20 protein-coding genes are annotated in these 21,810 nt (G+C 67.6%); 11 read left to right on the top strand and 9 right to left on the bottom strand.

What is annotated here, in order from left to right; all coding sequences use genetic code 11:
* Positions 1 to 52: 52 nt before the first annotated feature.
* Entirely contained in the window at positions 53 to 1,258 is a 1,206-nt protein-coding gene (locus tag QH168_RS02090) for a cytochrome P450 (RefSeq protein WP_280232655.1), read from the bottom strand.
* 300 nt (positions 1,259 to 1,558) lie between these two features.
* On the opposite strand from QH168_RS02090, the gene QH168_RS02085 reads away from it, so the two are divergent.
* The 8 genes from QH168_RS02085 (at position 1,559) to QH168_RS02050 (ending at position 10,269) form a co-directional block, all read left to right on the top strand.
* On the top strand, positions 1,559 to 3,037 hold the full coding sequence (locus QH168_RS02085; RefSeq protein WP_280232654.1) for an aldehyde dehydrogenase: 1,479 nt from the start codon (positions 1,559 to 1,561) through the stop codon (positions 3,035 to 3,037).
* A gap of 29 nt (positions 3,038 to 3,066) precedes the next feature.
* On the top strand, positions 3,067 to 3,819 hold the full coding sequence (locus tag QH168_RS02080; protein ID WP_280232653.1) for an SDR family oxidoreductase: 753 nt from the start codon (positions 3,067 to 3,069) through the stop codon (positions 3,817 to 3,819).
* Positions 3,816 to 4,718 carry an NAD(P)-dependent oxidoreductase gene (locus tag QH168_RS02075; protein ID WP_280232652.1) on the top strand — a complete coding sequence of 301 codons (903 nt, stop codon included), beginning with the start codon at positions 3,816 to 3,818 and terminating at the stop codon, positions 4,716 to 4,718. The genes QH168_RS02080 and QH168_RS02075 overlap by 4 nt, the downstream gene beginning before the upstream one ends.
* A 43-nt stretch (positions 4,719 to 4,761) precedes the next feature.
* Entirely contained in the window at positions 4,762 to 5,190 is a 429-nt protein-coding gene (locus QH168_RS02070) for a carboxymuconolactone decarboxylase family protein (protein ID WP_280232651.1), read from the top strand.
* Positions 5,191 to 5,391: 201 nt separating this feature from the next.
* Positions 5,392 to 6,864 (top strand): FAD-dependent oxidoreductase, encoded by a 1,473-nt coding sequence (locus QH168_RS02065; protein WP_280232650.1) that lies wholly within the window; start codon positions 5,392 to 5,394, stop codon positions 6,862 to 6,864.
* 19 nt (positions 6,865 to 6,883) lie between these two features.
* Positions 6,884 to 7,462 carry a TetR/AcrR family transcriptional regulator gene (locus QH168_RS02060; RefSeq protein WP_280232649.1) on the top strand — a complete coding sequence of 193 codons (579 nt, stop codon included), beginning with the start codon at positions 6,884 to 6,886 and terminating at the stop codon, positions 7,460 to 7,462.
* 22 nt (positions 7,463 to 7,484) lie between these two features.
* Positions 7,485 to 7,961 (top strand): nitroreductase family deazaflavin-dependent oxidoreductase, encoded by a 477-nt coding sequence (locus QH168_RS02055; protein WP_432421016.1) that lies wholly within the window; start codon positions 7,485 to 7,487, stop codon positions 7,959 to 7,961.
* 97 nt (positions 7,962 to 8,058) lie between these two features.
* Positions 8,059 to 10,269, top strand: a complete 2,211-nt coding sequence (locus tag QH168_RS02050) for a molybdopterin oxidoreductase family protein (RefSeq protein ID WP_280232648.1) — start codon at positions 8,059 to 8,061, stop codon at positions 10,267 to 10,269.
* Between the two features lie 60 nt (positions 10,270 to 10,329).
* Here the strand turns inward: QH168_RS02050 and QH168_RS02045 are convergent, their stop codons facing one another.
* The 5 genes from QH168_RS02045 to QH168_RS02025 form a co-directional block, all read right to left on the bottom strand.
* Complete coding sequence (locus QH168_RS02045; RefSeq protein WP_280232647.1) at positions 10,330 to 10,941, bottom strand: MBL fold metallo-hydrolase; 612 nt, start codon at positions 10,939 to 10,941, stop codon at positions 10,330 to 10,332.
* Positions 10,938 to 12,023: an S-(hydroxymethyl)mycothiol dehydrogenase gene (locus QH168_RS02040; protein WP_280232646.1), complete on the bottom strand. Its 1,086-nt coding sequence runs from the start codon at positions 12,021 to 12,023 to the stop codon at positions 10,938 to 10,940. Before QH168_RS02040 ends, QH168_RS02045 begins: the two co-directional genes overlap by 4 nt.
* 543 nt (positions 12,024 to 12,566) lie before the next feature.
* Entirely contained in the window at positions 12,567 to 13,730 is a 1,164-nt protein-coding gene (locus tag QH168_RS02035; protein ID WP_280232645.1) for a histidinol-phosphate transaminase, read from the bottom strand.
* Positions 13,731 to 13,962: 232 nt separating this feature from the next.
* On the bottom strand, positions 13,963 to 14,802 hold the full coding sequence (locus QH168_RS02030) for a GNAT family N-acetyltransferase (protein ID WP_280232644.1): 840 nt from the start codon (positions 14,800 to 14,802) through the stop codon (positions 13,963 to 13,965).
* A gap of 59 nt (positions 14,803 to 14,861) precedes the next feature.
* The gene (locus QH168_RS02025) at positions 14,862 to 15,137 is read right to left on the bottom strand and encodes a hypothetical protein (RefSeq protein WP_280232643.1); all 276 of its coding nucleotides are present in this window, start codon (positions 15,135 to 15,137) and stop codon (positions 14,862 to 14,864) included.
* 284 nt (positions 15,138 to 15,421) lie between these two features.
* Between QH168_RS02025 and QH168_RS02020 the strand changes: the two genes are divergently transcribed.
* Complete coding sequence (locus tag QH168_RS02020) at positions 15,422 to 16,036, top strand: hypothetical protein (RefSeq protein ID WP_280232642.1); 615 nt, start codon at positions 15,422 to 15,424, stop codon at positions 16,034 to 16,036.
* Positions 16,037 to 16,159: 123 nt separating this feature from the next.
* Here the strand turns inward: QH168_RS02020 and QH168_RS02015 are convergent, their stop codons facing one another.
* Both QH168_RS02015 and QH168_RS02010 read right to left on the bottom strand, forming a co-directional pair.
* Positions 16,160 to 17,287, bottom strand: a complete 1,128-nt coding sequence (locus tag QH168_RS02015) for an acyl-CoA dehydrogenase family protein (RefSeq protein WP_280232641.1) — start codon at positions 17,285 to 17,287, stop codon at positions 16,160 to 16,162.
* Between the two features lie 9 nt (positions 17,288 to 17,296).
* Entirely contained in the window at positions 17,297 to 18,469 is a 1,173-nt protein-coding gene (locus tag QH168_RS02010; RefSeq protein WP_280232640.1) for an acyl-CoA dehydrogenase family protein, read from the bottom strand.
* A gap of 216 nt (positions 18,470 to 18,685) precedes the next feature.
* Here QH168_RS02010 and QH168_RS02005 point away from each other — a divergent pair, with 216 nt between their 5' ends.
* A complete protein-coding gene (locus QH168_RS02005) occupies positions 18,686 to 19,516 on the top strand; it encodes a hypothetical protein (RefSeq protein ID WP_280232639.1) in 831 nt (276 codons plus the stop codon).
* A gap of 16 nt (positions 19,517 to 19,532) precedes the next feature.
* On the opposite strand, the gene QH168_RS02000 is transcribed toward QH168_RS02005, so the two are convergent.
* Complete coding sequence (locus QH168_RS02000; RefSeq protein WP_280232638.1) at positions 19,533 to 20,687, bottom strand: epoxide hydrolase family protein; 1,155 nt, start codon at positions 20,685 to 20,687, stop codon at positions 19,533 to 19,535.
* Positions 20,688 to 20,779: 92 nt separating this feature from the next.
* On the opposite strand from QH168_RS02000, the gene QH168_RS01995 reads away from it, so the two are divergent.
* Positions 20,780 to 21,739 carry a helix-turn-helix transcriptional regulator gene (locus QH168_RS01995; RefSeq protein ID WP_280232637.1) on the top strand — a complete coding sequence of 320 codons (960 nt, stop codon included), beginning with the start codon at positions 20,780 to 20,782 and terminating at the stop codon, positions 21,737 to 21,739.
* Positions 21,740 to 21,810: the final 71 nt, after the last annotated feature.

Genomic DNA, 21,810 nt, shown 5'->3' with positions numbered 1-21,810 from the left:
ACCTCCTGTCTCATGGGCTGATCACATCGGGCCGATGCCGGACAGTGCCGCCTCATCGGGCCCGCACCGAGATCGGCAAGCGGGCGAACCCGCGCACATTCGTCGAATGCACCCGCTCCACACCGGCGGCGTGCACCTCGTAGGCGCTGGTCCGCGCAGCGAACTCCTCCAGTGCGACACAGGCCTCCAGCCGCGCCAGGTGTGCGCCGAGGCAGAAGTGCACGCCCGCACCGAAACTCACCAGCGAACCCTTGTCGGTGCGGTCGATGCGGTAGCGGTCGCCGTCGTCGAAGACCGCGGAATCGCGGTTGGCCGAACCGATCACCAGCAGCACCTTCGCACCGGCCGGGATCACGTCGCCGTGCTGCGGGATGTCGACGGTCGCGGTGCGCGCGACGATCTGGCTGGAGGTGTCGTAGCGCAGCGTCTCCTCGACCCAATCGGTGACCAGCGCCGGATCGGCGGCGACCTTGGCGTACTCCCCCGGATTGTGCGCGCCCCAGTACAGCGCGTTGCCGAGCAGTTTGGTGGTGGTCTCGTTCCCGGCCACGACCATCAGGAACATGAAGCCGATGATCTCCTGATCGGTCAGCCGATCGCCGTCGATCTCGGCGTCGAGCAGGGCGGAGGTGAGATCGTCGACGGGCTGTCTGCGCCGCTGCGCGACCATCTCGGTGTAGTAGCCGATGAGCGTGATCGAGGCTTCCACCGCGCCCATCGGCACATCCAGCACGCCGTCCTCGCGGTGTACCACCAGATCGGCGAGCCTGCGGATCTCGGCGCGATCGGGGGCCGGCACGCCGAGCATCTCGGAGATGACGTCCATCGGCAGTTTGCCCGCGAAATCCTCGATCCAGTCGAACTTCTCGCCCGCGAAGGCCGGTTCCAGGTGTTCGAGGGTGAGTTCGCGGATACGGTCGGTCATCTCGGCGACCCGTTTCGGTGTGAACCCTTTGAACACCAGCCTGCGCATCCGCATATGCCGTGGATCGTCCATGGCCAGGAACGACATCACATGATGGGCGTGCGGCCCCCAGGCGGCGGGATCGAGGGATACGCCGTTGGCGCTGGACAGGCGGGTGGCGTCGCGGAAGCCCGCGAAGACGTCGGCGTGCCGGGACAATGCCCAGAAATCCAGATCGGGGTTGTAGTACAGCGGCGCCTCGGTGCGCAGCCGCTGATAGACCGGATAGGGATCCTCGTGGAAGCCGTAGTCATAGGGATCGAAGATCAGTGGTTCCACCGATGCGGCCGTCATCGCGCCCACCTCGCATTCGATAACCAGTTCTTATCAGAAATCCGGTCGCCACCACCCGGTAGAGACACATAGCTGGACATGTGTCTGGACGGTACCAGCGAGCGCGCGCGCCGACAATGATTTCCGCTGTTTATCCAGCACAGTTGCCACTTCGACGCGAACTTTCCACATCGCCGCCCCGACATAGCCGCCCCTGCGGACACCCGCACCATCACCGGTCGACCTAGAACAAGTTATTGCCTAATCAAAAGAGCCCGGACTATATTCCGTACACCTGTCCAGACACTTACGGAGTCAGCTATGAACAGTCTGCTGTCCGCGGACGGCGCGCCCGCGCTGATCGGCGGCACGCTGGTCGATACGGGCGGCGCAGGCCACTTCGACACGGTGAACCCGGCGACCGAAGAGGTGCTCGGACCCGCCGCGAACGCCGACGCCGACGATATGGACGCTGCCATCGCCGCGGCCCGGCGCGCCTTCGACGACACCGACTGGTCGCGTGATCACGCCTTCCGCGCGCACTGCCTCACCCAGCTGCGCACCGCATTGCAGGACCAGGTGGAGCAGCTGCGCGAGATCACCGTCGCGGAGGCGGGCGCGCCGATCATGTTCACCCGCGGCCCCCAATTGGAAGGCCCGATCGCGGATCTGGATTTCGCGGCGAAACTGGCCGAGACCTACAGCTGGGACACCGATCTCGGTGTGGCCGCGCCGATGGGTGTGAGCAGCCATCGGGTGCTGCGACGCGAGGCCACCGGCGTGGTCGGCGCGATCACGCCGTGGAATTTCCCGCATCAGATCAACTTCGCCAAGCTCGGCCCGGCACTGGCGGCCGGAAATACTGTCGTGCTCAAACCCGCGCCCGACACCCCCTGGTGCGCGGCGGCGGTCGGCCGGATCATCGCCGAACACACCGATATCCCCGCCGGTGTGGTCAACATCGTGACCTCCGACGATCACCGCCTCGGCGCACAGCTGAGCACCGATCCCCGCGTGGACATGATCAGCTTCACCGGCTCCACCGCCACCGGCCGTGCGGTGATGACGGCGGCCGCGGCCACCATCAAGAAGACCTTCCTCGAACTCGGCGGTAAATCGGCGTTCATCGTGCTCGATGACGCCGATATCGGCGCGGCCGTCGGCATGGCGGCGTTCTCGGTCTGTGTGCACGCGGGCCAGGGCTGCGCGCTGACGACCCGGCTGCTGGTACCGCGCGCCGCCTACGACCAGGCCGTCCAGGTCGCGGCGGCGACGATGGGCGGTATCGTCCCCGGCGATCCGACCGCCGCCGGCACCGTCTGCGGTCCGCTCATCTCGGCCCGACAACGTGATCGGGTCGAACGCTATCTCGCCATCGCCCGCGACGAGGGCGGCCGCATCGTGGTCGGCGGCGAACGCCCCGCCGGACGTGAGCGCGGCTATTTCATCGAACCGACGCTCATCGCCGATGTGGCACCCGATGCCACGGTCGCCACCGAGGAGATCTTCGGCCCGGTGCTCGTGGTGATCGCGCACGACGGCGACGACGACGCCATCCGCCTCGCCAACGACTCCCCCTACGGCCTGTCCGGCGCGGTATGGGGCACCGATCCCGACCGGATCCGGCGCGTCACCGACGGGGTGCGCACCGGGACGTTGAGCGTCAACGGCGGCCTCTGGTACGCGGCCGATGCGCCGTTCGGCGGATACAAGCAGTCCGGTATCGGCCGGGAAATGGGTGTCGCCGGATTCGAGGAGTACCTGGAGACCAAGCTCGTCGCCACCGCCCACCCCAGCTGATCGCCACCAATCCCCCAGGAGTTCCCATCATGGTCCGTTTCACCGGAAAGTCGGCCATCGTCACCGGCGCCGCACGCGGTATCGGCGCCGCCTACGCCACCGCGCTGGCCGCCGAAGGCGCGAATGTCGTGGTCGCCGACCGTAATACCGAACTCGGCACCGCCGTCGCGGAGAAGATCGTCGCCGACGGCGGCTCGGCGGTCTTCGCCGAGGTCGATGTCGCCGATCCCGAATCCGCCACGGCACTGGCCGAATTCACCGTCGCGGAGTTCGGCGGCATCGACCATCTGGTCAACAATGCCGCCATCTACGGCGATATGAAACTGGATCTGCTGCTCACCGTGCCGTGGGATTACTACCAGCGGTTCATGAACGTCAATCTCAATGGGGCGCTGATCATGACGCGGGCGGTCTGGCAGCATATGGCCGCGCGCGGCGGCGGGTCGATCGTCAACCAATCCTCCACCGCCGCCTGGGTGTACTCGGGTTTCTATGGTCTGGCCAAGGTCGGCGTCAATGGTTTGACCCAGCAGCTGGCGTTCGAGCTGGGCGGTTCCAAGATCAGGATCAATGCCATCGCACCGGGCCCGATCGATACCGAGGCCACCAAGACCGTGACGCCGGGCGTCATCGTGGAAGACATGATCAAACGGCTGCCGCTCAAGCGGATGGGCACACCGGAGGATCTGATCGGCGCCTGCCTGTATCTGCTGTCGGACGAGGCGAGCTGGGTGACCGGGCAGATCTTCAATATCGATGGCGGGCAGGTGTTCCGGTCGTGAGCACAGCGGCCGCCGGTTCTCGGATCGGCTTCATCGGACTGGGCAGTATGGGCGCGCCGATGGCGCAGCGGTTGCTCGAATGGCCGGGTGGGCTCACGGTGTGCGATACCCGTGCCGAAGCGGTCGTGCCGTTCGTCGACGCGGGCGCGGAATCGGCGATGTCGGCCGCCGAACTGGCCGGGAAATGCGCGGTGGTCTCGGTGACCGTGGTGGACGACGCGCAGGTCCGTCAGGTGGTGGCCGGTCCGGGCGGCCTACTGGAAACGGCGGCGCCCGGCCTGATCATCGCCGTCCATTCGACGATCAGTGATGCGACGGCGGTGGAGCTGGCCGCACGCTGCGCCGAACACGGGGTGGAACTGGTGGACGCGCCCGTCAGCGGTGGCGCGCCGGGCGCCGGGCGTGGAGCGCTGGCGGTGATGGTCGGCGGCAGCGATACGGCATTCGCGCGGGTCCGCGAACCATTCGGCTGCTTCGCCGATCTCATCGTGCACGCGGGCCCGGTCGGTGCGGGCACCCGGATGAAACTGGCCCGCAACCTGCTGCATTTCGTCGCGTTCACCGCGACCACCGAGGCGCAGCGGCTGGCCGAGGCCGCCGGGCTCGATATCACCACCCTCGGCAAGGTGGTCCGCCATTCCGACGCCGTGACCGGCGGACCCGGTGCGATCATGCTGCGCGAGCGCACCGGTCCCATCGACGACGGCGATTTCTGGCTGCCGATCATGCGGCATGTGCGCGATCTCGGCGACAAGGATCTGGCACTGGCGGTGGAGCTGGGTAAACGGCTCGGCGTCGATCTACCGCTGGCCGAATTGGCGCGTGAACATCTGGGGCCGGGCCTCGGTGTTGCGCCTTCGGAATCCGCTACGAGCAGCACAGAGAGCGAGAAACCATGAGCGAGCGATCGATCCACGCGCGGAACAGATACGAGGTGCGGGCATGAGCGAGGCGAATTCCGGTAATGGCGCCGACCGCACGGTGCGCGAACGCGGCCTGGCGAAGATGGCGGAAGTGTATGGCACCCCGTTCCAGGAGTACCCCGGCGATCATTTCGCGATGACCGCCGATCACCTGTTCGCCGACGTCTGGTCCCGGCCCGGCCTGAGCATCCGCGACCGCAGACTCGTGCTGCTCGGCGCCCTCACCGCCCAGGGCCTGATGGACACCGCCGCCATCCAGATCGGCGCCGCGCTACGCAACGGTGAGCTGACCGAAGAACAACTGCACGAGATCGCCCTGTTCCTGTGCCATTACATCGGCTGGCCGAACGGCAGCAAGCTCGACATCTCGGTCAGCACTATCGCCGGGCAGCAGCGCAAGGCCGCCGAGAAGAAGGGTGCGCAGACCTCGGACGCCGAGCAGCAATGAGCCCCGCTACCTCCGTATGGCGGGCTCCGATATCCGCCGGCGTTACCGCAGAGTGGGACAACCGCTGGACAGGGTCGAGCGCAGACCACACCATGGCTCGAATCGGCAACAACCACCGCACGTTCCACCGGCTACCGACGGCAACCGCTGGCCGCGAGCGCTGTCCCGCGCGTCACACGATGTTTGCGAGGAGTACACACCATGGCTGATAGCACACCGACAACGGTCCGGCCGCTCCCGGTGAGCGAGGTGACGCACTGGGATCACACCGCCGACGTCGTCGTCGCCGGATACGGCATCGCGGGTGTCTGCGCCGCCATCGAAGCCGCCCGCGCGGATGCGAGCGTGCTGATCCTGGAACGCACCGGCGGTTGGGGCGGTGCGGCGGCGCTGGCGGGCGGATTCGTCTATCTCGGCGGCGGCACCCCGTTGCAGCGGGCCCTCGGCTTCGACGACACCCCGGAGAACATGGCGAAGTTCCTGCTCGCCGCGCTCGGACCGGGGGCCGACCGGGACAAAATCGTCGACTACTGCGAGGGCAGCGTCGACCATTACCAATGGCTGGTCTCGTGTGGGGTGCCGTTCCGGGAGGCGTTCTGGGCCGAACCCGGTTGGGAGCCACCGCACGACGAGGGCCTGATGTACACCGGCGGTGAGAACTCCGCGCCGTTCAACACCATCGCCGACCCCGCGCCGCGCGGCCACGTCCCGCAGATGGCCGATAAGCGCACCGGGGAGAGGGGCGGTGGCTACATGCTCATGAAGCCACTGGCCGAGACGGCCGAAAAGCTCGGTGTCGGGGTCGAATACGACATGCGTATCCAGCGGCTGATCGTCGACGGCGACCGGGTGGTCGGCGTGATCGCCAAACGATACGGACATCAGGTCGCGATCCGCGCCGACCGCGGTGTGGTGCTTGCCACCGGTAGCTTCGCCTATCAGCAGCAGATGATCGCGGGGTACGCACCGCGGTTGATCGGACGGCCCGGCGCCGCCATCGAGGAACATGACGGCATCGGTATCCGGGTGGCGCAGGCCCTCGGCGCCGAACTGGCCCATATGGACGCCACCGAGGTGGCCTTCTTCGGCGATCCGCAGATGCTGGCGCGCGGCATTCTCGTCAACGGACGCGGTCAGCGTTTCATCGCCGAGGACACCTATCCGGGCCGCATCGGTCAGGCCACCCTGATCCAGCAGGACAATCAGGCGTATCTGATCATCGGTGAGGCGGCCTACGAACAGGCGCTGACCACCGAGACCTCGACGCCGTTCTTCCGGCAGCCGCCCACCTGGGCCGCCGAATCGGTCGGCGAACTCGAATCCGATATGGGTCTGCCCGCGGGGGCGTTGACCTCGACGGTGCAGGTGTACAACCGCCATGCCGCCGAGCACGCCGATCCGCTGCTCGGTAAGAAACCGGAGTGGGTGCGGCCGATCGACGGTCCGGTGGCTGGCTTCGATATGCGGGGAGGCACCGCGGGATTCACCCTCGGTGGGCTGCGGACCGATCTCGACAGCCGGGTACTGCACGTGGACGGTGCGCCGATCGCGGGACTGTATGCCGCGGGCCGCTGCACCTCCGGTATCTGCGCGGGCGGCTACGTCAGCGGGGCCTCGCTCGGCGACGGCAGCTTCTACGGCCGCCGCGCGGGCATCGCCGCGGCGAAGAACTGAGAATGTAGTATCCAGACACATGTCCGAAGGCGATTCCATCATCCTCGAGGCGACCAGGCGTCGCCTCACCGAGAAGCAGGCCGACACCGTCGATAAGCTGACCAAGGCGGCGGTGGAGGTGCTCGCGCGCGAGGGTTTCGCCGGGATGACGATCAGGATGGTCGCGGCGGCGGCCGGCGTCGGCACCGCCACCGCCTACACCTACTTCTCCTCGAAGGAACATCTGGTCGCCGAGATCTTCTGGCGGCGGCTGGCGGCCTCACCGTCACCGGTCAGCGACGACCCGGACCCCAAGGTCCGGGTGGTCGCCGAACTCCGCACTATCGCCATGCTGGTCGCCGACGAACAGCAGGTGTCGGGCGCGGTGACCAGCGCGTTGCTCGGCCGCGACCCCGATGTGGCGCATCTGCGGGCCCGGATCGGCGGTGAGATCCGCAAACGGATCGTGCGCGCGCTCGGCCCCGACGCCGACGACGATGTCGTCGAATCGCTGGAGTTGCTGTACGCGGGTGCGCTGGTGCGCGCGGGTATGGGCTACGGCTCGTACTCCGAGATCGCCGACCGCATCGAAACCTCCGCACTGCTCATCCTGCGCTGACACCTCACGAACGGATATCACCGTGCCGACGAAACGCCCGCCCAATATGGATTCGCCGCTGGTGCCGAAGGTCATGAAAATCATGTCGCGCGCGCATGTCTGGCTGTACAAACGCAGCGGTGGGCGGATCGGGAAGAACTGGCGGATCGGGGCCGCATTCCGCAAGCCCGCGCCGAATCTGCTGCTCGAACATCGTGGCCGCAAGTCCGGCAAGCTGTTCACCACACCGCTGGTGTTCCTGGTCGACGGCGCCGACCTCGTGGTCGTCGCATCGCAGGGCGGGCTGCCGAAACATCCGCAGTGGTACCACAATCTGGTCGCCGAACCCGAGGCCACCGTCCAGATCGGCACCGAGCGCAGGCCGGTGCGTGCCCATGTCGCCGATGATGCGCAGCGGGCGAGGTTGTGGCCGATGCTGCTGGAGTTGTACGCCGATTTCGACAGCTATCAGTCCTGGACCGAACGCCGGATTCCGGTCGTGGTGCTCACACCGCGATAGCAGCCGCAACGGTCGAGAAATCCGACCGTGGTCGGATCTGCCGCGGGGCTCGGCCCGCTAGCGTGGAGCGGGTAGCCGAACGGAAGGGGTGGGGACGATGAGCACGAGGACGGTCGCACGGCAGTGCACGCTGTGCGAGGCGCACTGCGGGATTCTGGTGACGGTGCGCGACGAGCGCGTCACCCGGATCGAAGGCAATCGCGAGGATGTGCTGTCGAAGGGCTATATCTGCCCGAAGGCCACGGCGATGGGCGGATTGCATCACGACCCAGACCGGCTGCGCACCCCGATGCGGCGCGTCGGCGACGGCTTCGAACCGGTCGGATGGGATGAGGCCTTCCACGAGATCGGGCAGCGGCTGCGGGCGATCCGCGCCGAACACGGGCCGAGCGCCATCGGCATGTACATGGGCAATCCGGCCGCGCACAGTTCCTCGGTGCTCTACGGTGTGCTGCTGCGGGCCGCGTTGTCGACCAGGAACTTCTTCTCCGCCTCCTCGATCGACCAGTTCCCGCAGGAGTTCGCGGCCTGGCGGATGTTCGGCTCCAATGTGCTCATGCCGGTGACCGATATCGACCGCACCGACCGGCTGGTGATACTCGGCGCGAACCCGGCCGTCTCCAACGGCTCCATCACCACCATGCCGGGTGCCAAACAACGGATCCGGGACGTCCGCGAGCGCGGTGGCATCGTGGTGGTGATCGATCCGCGGCGCACGGAGACCGCGCGGCTGGCCGATGAGCACGTCGCGGTGGCGCCGGGCGGCGATGTGTACCTGCTGCTGGGGATGCTGCATGTACTGGTCGCCGAGGGGCTGTGTGATGAATCGGCGGTGCGCGCGCAGTGCACCGGCTGGGAGCCATTGCGCCACTTGGTTGCCGATCTGACACCGGAGCAGATGGCTGCCTATTCGGGAGTCGACGCCGACACCATCCGGCGGCTGGCCCGTGCGCACGCGGCCGCGCCGTCGGCGGTGCTCTACGCCCGCATCGGCGTGTGCCAGCAGGTGACGGGCACGCTGACGCATTGGCTGGTGAACACGATCAACGCCGTCACCGGCAACCTCGATCGGGCGGGTGGGCAGATGTTCGCCACCCCGCCGATCGACGCGGCCCGGTATACGAAATATCTGCCGATGGGTTACGGCGCGTGGACCGACCGCACCGGCGCGCACAAATCGTTCCGCAGCGAGCTGCCCGTCGGTGTGCTGGCCGACGAGATCCTCACCGAGGGGCCCGGCCGGATCAAGGCGATGATCACCTACGCGGGCAACCCGGTGCTGTCGACGCCACAGGGAGGGCGTCTCGACGCGGCACTGTCCTCGCTCGACTGCTACGTCGCCGTCGACATGTACATCACCGAGACCACCCGGCACGCCGACTTCATCCTGCCACCGGTCTCACCGCTGGAACGCGAGGAACTCGATATCCTGTTCCCGGTGTTCAGCGTGCGCAACAATGCCCGCTACGACGCCAAGGTGTTCGACCCGCCCGCCGATGGGCTCGACGATTGGGAGATCCTGGCGCGGTTGGTCACCGAGGTGGTGCCACTGCCCGCACGGCGCTTCACGGCGCGGGCCGTGAACGGGACGTTCAGGCGACTGAGTCCATTGCGGTTGACGGCGGCGGGAGTGGCCACCGGACCGTACGGCGTCCTACGCAAGGGGCGAAAAGGGCTGACGATCAAAAAGATTCGCGATACGGTCGGTGGTATCGATCTGGGCCCACTGCGTCCACGTCTGCGTGAACTCATCGGCACACGCGATCACAAGGTGCAACTGGCGCCACCCGACTTCCTCACCGCGATCCGGCGGATCCTCGCCGACGCCGAAACCGGGCGCGCGCTCACCGCACCCGGCGAAGGCTTCGATCTCAAACTCATCGGCCGCCGCCACCTGCGCAGCAACAACTCCTGGCTGCACAACATCCCGTCGATGGTGAAGGGCCGCGACCGCTGCACCGTCCTGCTACACCCCGACGACGCCACCGAACGCGGTCTCGCCGACGGAGATTCGGCCACCGTCGCCTCACCCATCGGCGCGATCACGCTACCGGTCGAGGTCAGCGACGACATCCGCCCCGGCGTGGTCGCCATCCCCCACGGCTGGGGCCACGCCGAACCAGGCGTCGGCTGGACCGTCGCCGCCGCCCGACCCGGCGTCAACGTGAACCTGCTCCACGATCCCTCCCACACCGACCCCTTCTCGGGCGCGGCGGCGGTGAACAGCACCTGGGTACGGGTGAGCCGGGTTTCCACCGCGGCGGATCGCCCGGTCGCAGATGCGGAGGCCGCCAGCACTCCTCGGTGAGTCCGGGCGCTGTCGCTGCACACCACCGCGCTCGGCAAGCCCACACGAGGTGCGGACGATTCAGGCCGAGTCGGGGACGTTGGCTCGTTCGGCTGCCAATGTGGTGTCGGGACCGTGGCCGGTGTGCACCACTGTTTCGCCCGGAAGGGGGAACAGCCGGTTGTTGATGGAGGCCAGGATGGTGGGGTAGTCCGAATACGAGCGGCCGGTGGCGCCCGGGCCACCTTCGAAAAGAGTGTCGCCGCTGAATAATTCGCCGAGGTCGGGGAGGTGGAGGCAGCAGGAGCCCGGGGAATGGCCCGGTGTGTGGATCACGTCGAGGCGGGTGTCGCCGACGGTGAGGTGCTGGCCATCGCCGAGGGCGGAGTAGTCGATTCCGGGATGGGTCTGCTGCCAGAGCACATCGTCGTCGGGGTGCAGATACAGCGGGGCGCCGGTGGCCGCCGACAGTTGCGGTGCGACGGTGATGTGGTCGTTGTGCGCGTGGGTGCAGACGATCGCGGTCACCCGCCTGCCCGCCACCGCGTCCAGGATCGGGCGCGCATCGTGGGCGGCGTCGATGATCAGCACCTCGGTATCGTCGCCGACCAGCCAGATATTGTTGTCCACATCCCAGCAACCGCCGTCCAGGCAGAACTGGCCCGAGGTGACGACCCGGTCCACGCGGGTCACAGCACGACCACCGAACGCAGCACCTTGCCGCCGTGCATGGTGTGGAAGGCGTCCTCCACGGCGTCGAGCCCGATCCGCTCGGTGACGAACTTGTCCAGCGGCAACCGGCCCTGCCGGTACAGCTCGATCACAGTGGGGAAATCGCGCTCGGGCAGACAGTCGCCGTACCAGGAGGATTTCAGCGCGCCGCCGCGGCTGAAGAAATCGATCAGCGGCATCTCGAGTGTCATATCCGGGGTGGGCACACCGACCAGGACCACCGTTCCCGCCAGGTCGCGGGCATAGAAGGCCTGCTTCCAGGTCTCCGGCCGCCCGACCGCATCGATCACCACGTCCGCACCGAAACCGCCGGTGAGTTCCTGGATCTCGGCCACGGCATCCGCGGAGGAGGCATCGACGGTGTGGGTGGCGCCCAGTTCGCGCGCCCATGCGAGTTTGCTCGGATCACGGTCGACGGCGATGATCGTCGTCGCACCGGCCAGCCGCGCACCCGCAATCGCCGCATCGCCGACACCGCCGCAGCCGATCACCGCCACCGAATCACCCCGACCGACATTGCCGGTGTTCATCGCCGCCCCGAGCCCGGCCATCACACCGCAGCCGAGCAGTCCCGCCACCGCCGGGTCGGTGTCCGGGTCGACCTTCGTGCACTGCCCCTCGTGCACCAGGGTCTTGTCCGCGAACGCGCCGATGCCGAGCGCCGGGGTGAGCGCGGTGCCGTCCTCGAGCGTCATCGGTGTGCTGGCGTTGAAGGTGTCGAAGCAGTACCAGGGCCTACCGCGCTGACACGCACGGCACTGCCCACACACCGCCCGCCAGTTCAGCACCACGAAATCGCCGGGCTCGACATGCGTGACCGCCGCGCCCACCGTCTCCACGATCCCCGCCGCCTCATGGCCGAGCAGGAACGGGAACTCGTCGTTGATCCCACCATCGCGGTAGGTCAGGTCGGTATGGCAGACCCCGCAGGCCTGCACCCGCACGACCACATCGTTGGGCCCGGGATCCGGCACCACGATCGTGACGAGTTCTACCGGAGCACCCGATCGACGGGCGATGACACCTCGGACGTTCTGCGGCACGATCTCTCCTCTCTACAGCGGTGCGGCCGGTGGGCCGACAGTCTCACCGTAGCCGGGCCGCCCGGCGCACGCGGCCACAGCGACGAGCGCATCGATCGACCGCGGCGGCCCTGCGGCCGAGACCCGCCAGGAATTCAGCGGTGGGGATTACAGCACACCCCAGGCTTGCAGCAGATACGTCACGTTGGCGGCGATGTTGGTGACCACGTTCGCCAAGTTCAATGCCGACGATCCGAGATCGATGATGTTCACGTTTTCTTCCTCCTCATATGGCCCGACCTACTACCCAACGTAGCGAGAGCGGAAACGTGGGGCATCCGTCTATCGGATGAATCGGGGGGCGACGCGAGGATGATGTGCCGGGGCCCCAGGGGTGGGGAGATCTATGCCACAGGCGCTGCCACCGTGGATGGGCGATCGGCCCGGTGGGAGCCTGCGGGCCGATAGCCGGTCGCCGCCCGCATCGTCTCGATCACAGGACGCACGCACACCGCCCGCACCCCGTCGACCGCCGCCGATACCCCGCGAACCGGCGACGGTCGATCATGCCGATTCCGTGGCCCGCAGGCGGGCACTGACCTCCAGGAATCGATGGTTCTCGGCCGGGGAGCCGATCGTGACGCGCAGGTTGTGCGGGATGCCGACATCACGGATGAGGACATCGTGTTCCAGATAGCGCTGCCAGGTTCGCGATGCGTCGGCGAATGGGCCGAAGACCAGGAAATTGGCTTCACTGTCGCGCACCCGGAAACCCATGTCCCGCAGTGATTGCGCGACCCGCTCCCGTTCGGAGAGCACGACGGCGGCCCGCTCGAGTGTGTCGTCGGTATGACGAAGCGCCGCCCGCGCTGCGGTCTGGGTGAGGGTCGACAGATGGTAGGGCAGCCGGACCAGCAGCACCGCCTCGACGACGGCGGGGGTGGCGACCAGATACCCGACGCGGGCGCCCGCGAAGGCGAGCGCCTTGCTCAATGTCCTGGTGACCACCAGTTTCGCCGGATACTTCTCGATGAGCGCCACGGCACTCGGCGCGGCGGCGAACTCGCCGTATGCCTCGTCCACGACCACGAGACCGGGCGCGCGGTGCAGCAGCCGCTCGAGGTCGGCGTGCGCGAGCAGCGCACCGGAGGGATTGTGCGGTGTGGTCACGAACACGATGTCCGGACGGTGTTCATCGATCCGGTCCAGCATGTGCTCGATATCGAGCGCGGAATCGGGCCCGTAGGCCACCGATATCCATTCCGTGCCGAGGCATTCGGCGGCGATACGGTACATCGAATAGGACGGCGCCACACCGAGGGCACGGCGGCCGGGACCGCCGAAGGCGAGCAGGAGCTGTTGCAGGATCTCGTTGGAGCCGTTGGCAGCCCATACATTGGCCGCGTCCACACCGATTCCGGTCTGCCGTGTCACGTAGGCGGCCAGATCGGTACGCAGTGCGAGCGCATCGCGGTCGGGGTAACGGTGCAGTTCGGTGGCGACGGCGCGGATCGAGGCCACCAGATCGTCGATCATCGCCTCCGACGGCGGATGCGGGCTCTCGTTGGTGTTCAACCGCACCGCGACGGCCGGTTGCGGCGCACCGTAGGGGGTGTGTCCCCGCAGACTGTCCCGCAATGGCAGATCGGCCAGGGTGACCGTCGCACCGGACGGTACGAGCACAGGGTCCGCGGCAACACCATCGCTACCGATAACCACCGATCCCATACTGAAAGCCTCTCGAGCATGCGCGACCGCCACCGTGGACAATGCCATGATCACAGGTCCGAGCGGTCGCACAACCGCCCTAATTCTGCGGCACCACCACCATTGGGAAACCGGCTTTCACCCTGGGGCTGGAGGGTTGCTGACCGGCCAACGATCGACCAACTTCGGGCGACGGGTAGACGTCCGGGAGACGAGGACACCGCCCGCCCGGCCAGGCCTCACCGACTCGCGTCTACGCGGGCTGGTTCGCGAATTCGTAGGCGGTGAATTCGCCGACCGGCAGGAACCCGAGACCGCGGTAGAGACGGTTGGTGACGGCGTTGTCGGTATCCGCGAACAGGCACACCTCGACCGACTCGCCCCGGATCACCTGTGCGACATAGGCGGTGAGGGCCCGCGCATAGCCGTTGCCACGGGCGATGGGCGGAGTGAACACGGGACCGAGACGCGACCAGCCGAAGGACGGGACCTGCCGCGCGACAAGGCTGACCGGCTCGCCCCGGTCTTCCCACAGCCACCAGGAACCGGCCAGGATCCGGCGGCGAATCGCCTCGACCGGCGGGCCGCTGTCCCAACCGATCTCGGCGCGCATGGCCGTCATCCACGACAGGCACAGATCCAGGTCGCCCTCCCCGGCTTGCCGGGCGGACCCCGGCACCGTCGGCGCGATGAGTTCACCCAACCGGTACAGCGTGGTGGGGAAGGCGGGCCGACTGTCGCCGCCGAACACCGCGCACCATTGTTCGGCGAAGGCGGCCGACACCTCGGCCGGACCTTCCACCCCGCCGGAATCCGGCGAGACGGCGGCGAAGAGATCGACAACGGCGGGAATGATGTCCGGCGAGAGCGCGCCGAGGTAGATATCGCGACAGCCGGCCTTCATGGCGATGCCGGTGACTTCGGAGCCGTCCCGCACCGCGACGAAGATCGGCGGCACCTGCGGGCTGTCGAGCCCGGTCACGATGTTGTCGACGGTGGTGGCGATGACCGTATGTCGCAGCGGATCACGGGCGAGCAGCGCACCGCAGCGATCGCGGAACTCGGCGGCATCGTCGATGATCTTCAGGTCCATCACCACAGGCTAGCCAGCCGAGCCCGTTGCGCGCCCGCCCTTTTCGGCGGAGTCGCCGGTCAGCTCGTGGCCGCGGAGCCGGTGGTATCGGCCCGCAGTTTGAGCAGGATCAGACCTGTCGTGCAGGCCAGAATGAGTCCGGCGACGGTGATTTCGACGTGCAGACCCGCGATGCCGAGAATCGCACCGACGAGCCCACCGATGAAGAACACCCAGGCCAGCACCCGCGAGACGACGGCGGGTACGGCACGTGAACGCGTATCGCCGAGATTCGGCGACGACGCCGTGGCCGAGGCGGCCGCGGCGGACAGGGGGGTGGTCGAAGAAGCTCCCATCATCTACTCCTCGATGACGCCGATCCGAGTATTGCCGTGCGCGCCAACCGCTCGATGCGCTCTCATCCAGGTTTCAGGCGTCTCACGCGTAACTTGCATCACACACGCTACGACCACACCGCGTGGATTGTGCCGCACCCGGGCGCACGACACGCCGAGGAGATCCGTTCGTTATCTGACCTGGTGATGTTTGAGAATTGGCGGGACCATCGACCGCCATCTGGTCGAGACCGCCGCCCTCGTCTAATGTGAGCGCGACTCGTACTTACCCAGGAGCATCACCGATGGAGAGCAACAGGGCGAAAATCGTCGGTCCGGTAGCGGCCGCCGGTGCCGTATCCCTCGGCTTGGTCCTCATCGGCGCCTGCGGCGTCGGCAGCGATGACACCTATGTCGCACCGCCGCCGATCCGATCCGGCTCCCACGCCCCGGCGCCGGTCGTCGAGGGCACGACCATCACCGCGTCGAAGGTGGTCATCCCGCCGTCGCCCACCTGGCGGATCGCGCCCGAACCGGCGCCGCGGCGCACCCTGCCCGCGCACTGGACCACCGAGACTCGCGACGGGGATTCCACCGACGACGCCGACTCCGACGAGGAGACCACGACCCGCCGCCCCCGCCCGGCGCAGCGCACCACGACGACGGAACCGCCCGCCACCACCGAGGACTGGGAGCCGACCACCGCTCCCACCACCCGCCCGGCCCACACCACACGCCCGCTGTCCACCGACGAACCGGACACGGCCGATCAGGAGACCGCCGACGCGGAGGCCACCACCTACGTCCGGCCGACCACCCGGTCCGCCTACACCGAACTTCCGGAACCGTCTGCGCAGCTGCCGGAACCGACGCCGCGTGGACCGCAGTCGGTTCCGGCACCTTCCGCCGAAGGCGAGTGACGACCCGTCGAGGCGAACTCGACCCCACTACGGCCGATCTGCAACACCTGAACTCATCCGCGAACGGTCCCCGAACAGCGAACAGCCCCGGCGGATCTCCCGCCGGGGCCGCTCCACAACTCCCTAGAGTTCCGGCAACTCGTAGTCGCCCACCTGTGCCGCGAGCACATTCAGATGTTCGAGCCCACCGCCGAGCGTGCGCTCGATGGCGGTCAGACGGGCCACATAATGACCCACCGGGTATTCGGCCGTGACCCCGATACCACCGTGCATCTGAATCGCCTCCTGGCCGACGTGACGCGCCGAGCGGCCGACCCGGAGCCGGGCCCGCGACACCGTCACCGCATCGTCCTTGCCATCGGCCAGCGACGCCGTGGCGTACAGGCTCATACTGCGAGCCAGCTCCAGCGACACATACATGTTCGCGGCCCGCTGGGTCAGCGTCTGGAACTTCGACAGGGTGACCCCGAACTGCTTGCGCGTCTTCAGGTATTCGGTGGTCAGCCGCAGGGCTTCCTCCATGGCGCCGATGGATTCGGCGCACAGACCGGCCTGTGCCTGCGCGAGCACCGAACGCACGGCCGCGGAGGAATCGGCGTTGTCACCGAGCAACTCGCCCGGCGCGGAATCGAATTCGAGCTGGGCGCCGCGCTGTCCGTCGACCGTCGCGTAGGAGGTGCGGTTCACGCCCTTCGCCTCGGCCGCGACCAGGAACAATCCGACGCCACCGTCCGGCAGGGTCGCGCTGACCACGAACTCGTCCGCGCAATCACCGTGCGCGACCGGGTTCTTCACGCCCGCGAGCACATAGCCGTTGCCCTGCGGCACCGCGCGCGTGGCGATCTCGGCCGAGGGCCAGCGGATACCGGGTTCGGCGTGGGCGAAGGCGAGCAATTTCTCGCCCGCCGCCAGCGCGGGCAGGATCCGCTGACGCTGATCGGCCGTACCCGCTGCCGCCACCAGCCCGCCGGGCACCAGCACCGCGTCCAGAATCGGTTCGGGCGCCAGCCTGCGCCCGACCTCCTCCAGCACCAGCATGGTTTCCACCGGGCCCGCGCCCATTCCGCCGTCTTCCTCGGTGAAGCTCAGCCCGAGCACGCCGAGTTCGGCCAGCTGACGCCATACATCGCGGCTCCAGCCCAGCTCGGTCTCGGTGACCTTCAGCCGGGTTTCGGCGTCGTAGGTGCGGGCCAGCAGTTCGCGGACGGTGTCGCGCAGCATGACCTGTTCATCGGTGAGATCGAAATCCATGGTGTCGCCTCACAATCCGAGGATCGTGGAGGCGATGATGGTGCGCTGCACCTCGCTCGAACCTCCATAGATGGTTGTCTTGCGATAGTTCAGATAGCCGGGACCGCTGCGCTGCGCCCAGCCGGGTGAGGCGATATCGTCCGCGCCGACCGGCAGCGCGTCGGGACCGGCGATATCGAGCAGCAGTTCGGTGGCCGCCTGCTGGAGTTCCGAACCACGCAGCTTCAGCACCGAGGACGCGGGGTTGGGCTTACCGTCCGAGGAGTTGGAGACCACCCGCAGCTGCGTCAGCTCCAGTGCCAGCAGTTCGTTCTCGAGTTCGGCCACCCGCGCCGCGAACAGCGGATCGTCGAGCAGCGTGCCCGAACCCGAGCGCGTGGCGGCGGCGTACTCCTTGGCCACACCGATCTTGACCTTGGTGCGGCCGACGCCGGTGATACCGGTGCGCTCGTTGCCGAGCAGGAACTTCGCGTAGGTCCAGCCCATGTTCTCCGCACCGACCAGCTGATCGGCGGGCACCCGGACATTCTCGAAGAACACCTCGTTCACCTCGTAGCCGCCGTCGATCAGCTTGATCGGGCGGATGGTGACACCCGGCGATTTCACGTCGAACAGCAGGAACGAGATACCGGCCTGCTTCTTCGGCGCGTTCGGATCGGTGCGGACCAGGCAGAAGATCCAGTCCGCGTACTGGGCCAGGGTGGTCCAGATCTTCTGGCCGTTGACGATGTAGGAATCGCCGTCGCGCACCGCGGTGGTGCGCAGTGAGGCCAGGTCCGAGCCGGCGTCGGGCTCGGAGAAGCCCTGGCACCACCAGATGTCGAGTGCGGCGGTGGGCGGCAGGAAGCGCTGCTTGAGCTCTTCGGAACCGAAGTGGGCGATCACCGGTCCGACCATCTGGGCGTTGAACGTCAGCGGCTCGGGCACACAGGCCAGCTGCATCTCGTCCTGCCAGATATGGCGCTGCATCGGCGTCCAGTCCTTGCCACCCCAGGCCACCGGCCAGTTGGGGACGGCCAGGCCGTTGTCGTTGAGGGCTTTGTGCGCGGTGACGATGTCCTCGCGTGACAGCTCGTGGCCGTATTTGACCCGGTCACGAATATCGGCGGGGATCTCGTTCCGATAGAACTTGCGCAGCTCGTCGCGGAAGGCGACGTCGTCGGGGGAAAGGGCTAGTTTCATACGCATCTCCCTGCGTGTCTCGTATCTCCCAGACCAAACTACCCCCCGGTAATCCTGCATTGTCGAGTGGATCACATCCGGGCGACACGCGAACCCGCGACCATGCGGCCTGAACTGCGCGAGCGCCGGAGCAAGCCCCGCATATCGACCGAGCCCCTGGTACGTTCTGCACGGGGCGCAGGCCGCCCCATGGTTCGGATCGAGGGAGTTGAGTCAGTGAACGGCAGAACCATCGCACGCGTGACCGCGGCCGCGACCGCTCTGGGAGCCGCCTTGACGCTCACCGCGACGGCCACCGCCGATCCGGCGCCGACCCCCGTCGAGAAGGGGCTGACCGCGCTCGCCGACCGAGCCGAGGGCGATAAAGCCGTGACCGCAGGCGTCGGCGCCCTGCGCGAATACAGCAACCTGGTCGATGTGGCGAAGCTGCGCGATATCAATGGCGCCTTCGCCCCCTTCGCCTACCCGGCGCCCACCTTCGGCTGCGGGGTGAACGGTCTGGTCACCACGATCATCGGTGCCGGAACCGCGAACGGCCCCAGTTCCAATATCGGCGTCAACAGCGCGCCGGGCACGCTCATGTTCCACGCCACGCCCGCCCATTCCGGTGTCCCGCTGTCCTCGGGACTCGTGGTGGCCTGGGTGAACATCAACAACGGCGCCAGCGGTATCGATCTGCTCGACGATCGCACCGACCTCGGCACGCCGGCGCTGGCCAAGACCGTGAACAGCGGGCCGGGCACCGTGCTGGCATCGATGTGGGGCACCATCGACTATCCGGGCGCGCGCTGCGTCATGATGCCGACCGTCGGCACGTTCTCGGTGGCCGAGCAGCCGGTCCAGCTTCCGCCGCCGCCCGCCGAGACCACCACTGCGGCGCCCGCTCCGGCTCCCGCGCCCGCCGAATCCGGCAATGCCGGATCCGGTGCGGCGGTTCCACAGCCCGCGCCCGAGGCGGCACCGGCTCCGGCGCCCGCCCCGGCCGCGACCACGGCTCCGGCCAAACCGCAGGTACCCGCGGGCACGCAGGTCCAGGGCGGGCGCTGAGGGGTTACGGAGTCCCTCAGCTGCTGGGCACCGTGATCTTGCCGAAGAACTCGCGGATATCCGCGACGTGCATATCGGGCTCCTCCATTGCCACGAAATGATTGCCCGGGTTCCCCTCCGGCCAGTGCACGATGTCGTTGTCCTTCTCCGCCAACCGCCGCATCAGCGCAGAACTACCGCCATAGGTCCCGGTGGGCACCAACCGCTGCCCCTTCGGCCAGTCGAAGCCGTCCTCGCCGAGACCGTTGTACATCGGCCAGGACGAGGTGCCCGCGGTGTCGGTGAACCAGTACAGCGCGATATTGACCAGCAGATGATCGCGGTCGATGACATCCTCGACCCGCTCGGCCATCGGCGTGAACTCATGAAGCTTCTGCATCATCCAGGCCAGTAGTCCGACCGGCGAATCCGTCCACGCGTGCGCGAAGGTCTGCGGGGCGGCCCGCAGCAACGTGTGGTGATCGACACCGCCGGTCATCCACTGCTGCATCATGTCCCATTCGGCGCGCTCGTCCTCGGTCATTCCCGGAACGTCCGCGGCGGTCGGCATGCCGAGGCCGCCGTCGACGTGGACCCCGATCACCCGATCCGGCGCGGCGAGTGCCATCTCCGGCGCGATGTAGGCCCCGAGGTCGCCGCCCTGGACGCCGTACTTCTCGTAGCCGAGCCGGTCCATCAGCGTCACCCACATGGCCGCCACTCGCGCCGCGGTCATCCCGGTGTCGGTGGGTGCGGCGGAGAAGGCGAAACCGGGCGCCGACGGCACCACGACATGAAACGCCTGCGCGTCGCCGAGGCCGTGCGCTTTCGGATCGGTGAGCGGCCCGATGGTCTTGCTGAACTCCACGAAGGTATTCGGCCAGCCGTGGGCCAGGATCAGTGGGATCGCCTCCGGGTCGGCCGAGCGGATATGCACGAAATGCACATCCAGACCGTCGATTTCGGTAAGGAACTGCGGAAACTCGTTCAGCGCCGATTCCTGGGCACGCCAATCGAATCCGGTGCGCCAGTACTCGGCCAGCTCCTTCAGATAGTCCAGCGGAACCCCGCGCTCCCATCCCTGCCCCGGCAGCTGGTACGCGCTCCAGCGGGTACGGGCGAGCCGCTCGTGCAGATCATCGAGATCGGCCTGCGGAATGTCGATCCGGAAGGGGCGAATCGGGAAGGTCATCAGTTCTCCTGTGGGCTCGGTGTCGATCCATGACCTACTCTAGGAGGGATATAGGACCGTTTATGTCCTACTTTTGGGGAACACTGAGAAATATGACCGACACTGCGGAACGCCTGCTCCAGCTGCTGTCGCTGTTGCAGACTCCACGCGAATGGCCGGGCAGCGAACTGGCCGAACGACTCGGCGTCACCGGACGCACCGTGCGCCGCGATATCGACCGGCTACGCGAGCTGGGATATCCCGTCGAGGCGACCATGGGCGCGATGGGCGGCTATCGACTGGTCGCCGGTACCGCCATGCCGCCACTACTGGTCGACGACGAGGAGGCCGTCGCCCTCGCGGTCGGGCTGCGCGCCGCCGCCGGTTCGGCGATCACCGGGATCGAGGACGCCTCGGTGCGGGCACTGGCCAAACTCGAGCAGGTGCTCCCGGCGAAACTGCGGCGGCGGGTCCGGGTGCTCGGAACGGCGCTGGTGCCGCCATCCGGTGACGATCCGGCGGTGGATGCCGAGATACTCACCGCGCTGGCCGTCGCGGTGACCAATACCGAGCGGGTGCGTTTCGACTACCGCGACGGAGCGGGTGCGGCGACCGCGCGTCACGTCGAACCGGCGGGACTCGTCCCGTCACGGCGGCGCTGGTACCTGGTCGGCTACGACCTGGATCGCGCGGGCTGGCGGATGTTCCGGGCGGACCGGATCGAGGCGGCCCGACCGACCGGCGCCCGGTTCGTCCCGCGCGCCCTGCCCGCCGACGATCCCGCCGCCTACGTCGCGGGACGGCGCACCGATTGGGGTACACCGATGCTGCGGGTCCGCGTCACCATCGACGCGCCCATGGCCCGGGTCGTGGGCCGGCTCGGCGATGCACCCGGCGATATCACCGCGATCGATGCCGACACCTGCCGCATGGACTGCGACCGCGACGACTCCCCCGAATGGCTGGCGCAGCGCCTGCTCGCCCTCGGCGCGAATTTCCGGGTGCACGAACCGGTCGAACTCACCGATCGGATCCGCGAGATCGCACAGCGCGCACAGCGTGCCCTGCGGTGACGCATCCGCCTGTGACACAGCCCATATTCGAGCGATCAGAAACTACGCATCAGTACCAGAATCGTGAGTCC

The organism is Nocardia cyriacigeorgica (assembly GCF_029868385.1).
Classification (GTDB): domain Bacteria; phylum Actinomycetota; class Actinomycetes; order Mycobacteriales; family Mycobacteriaceae; genus Nocardia; species Nocardia cyriacigeorgica_F.
This window is presented reverse-complemented; position numbering and strand designations above follow the sequence as displayed.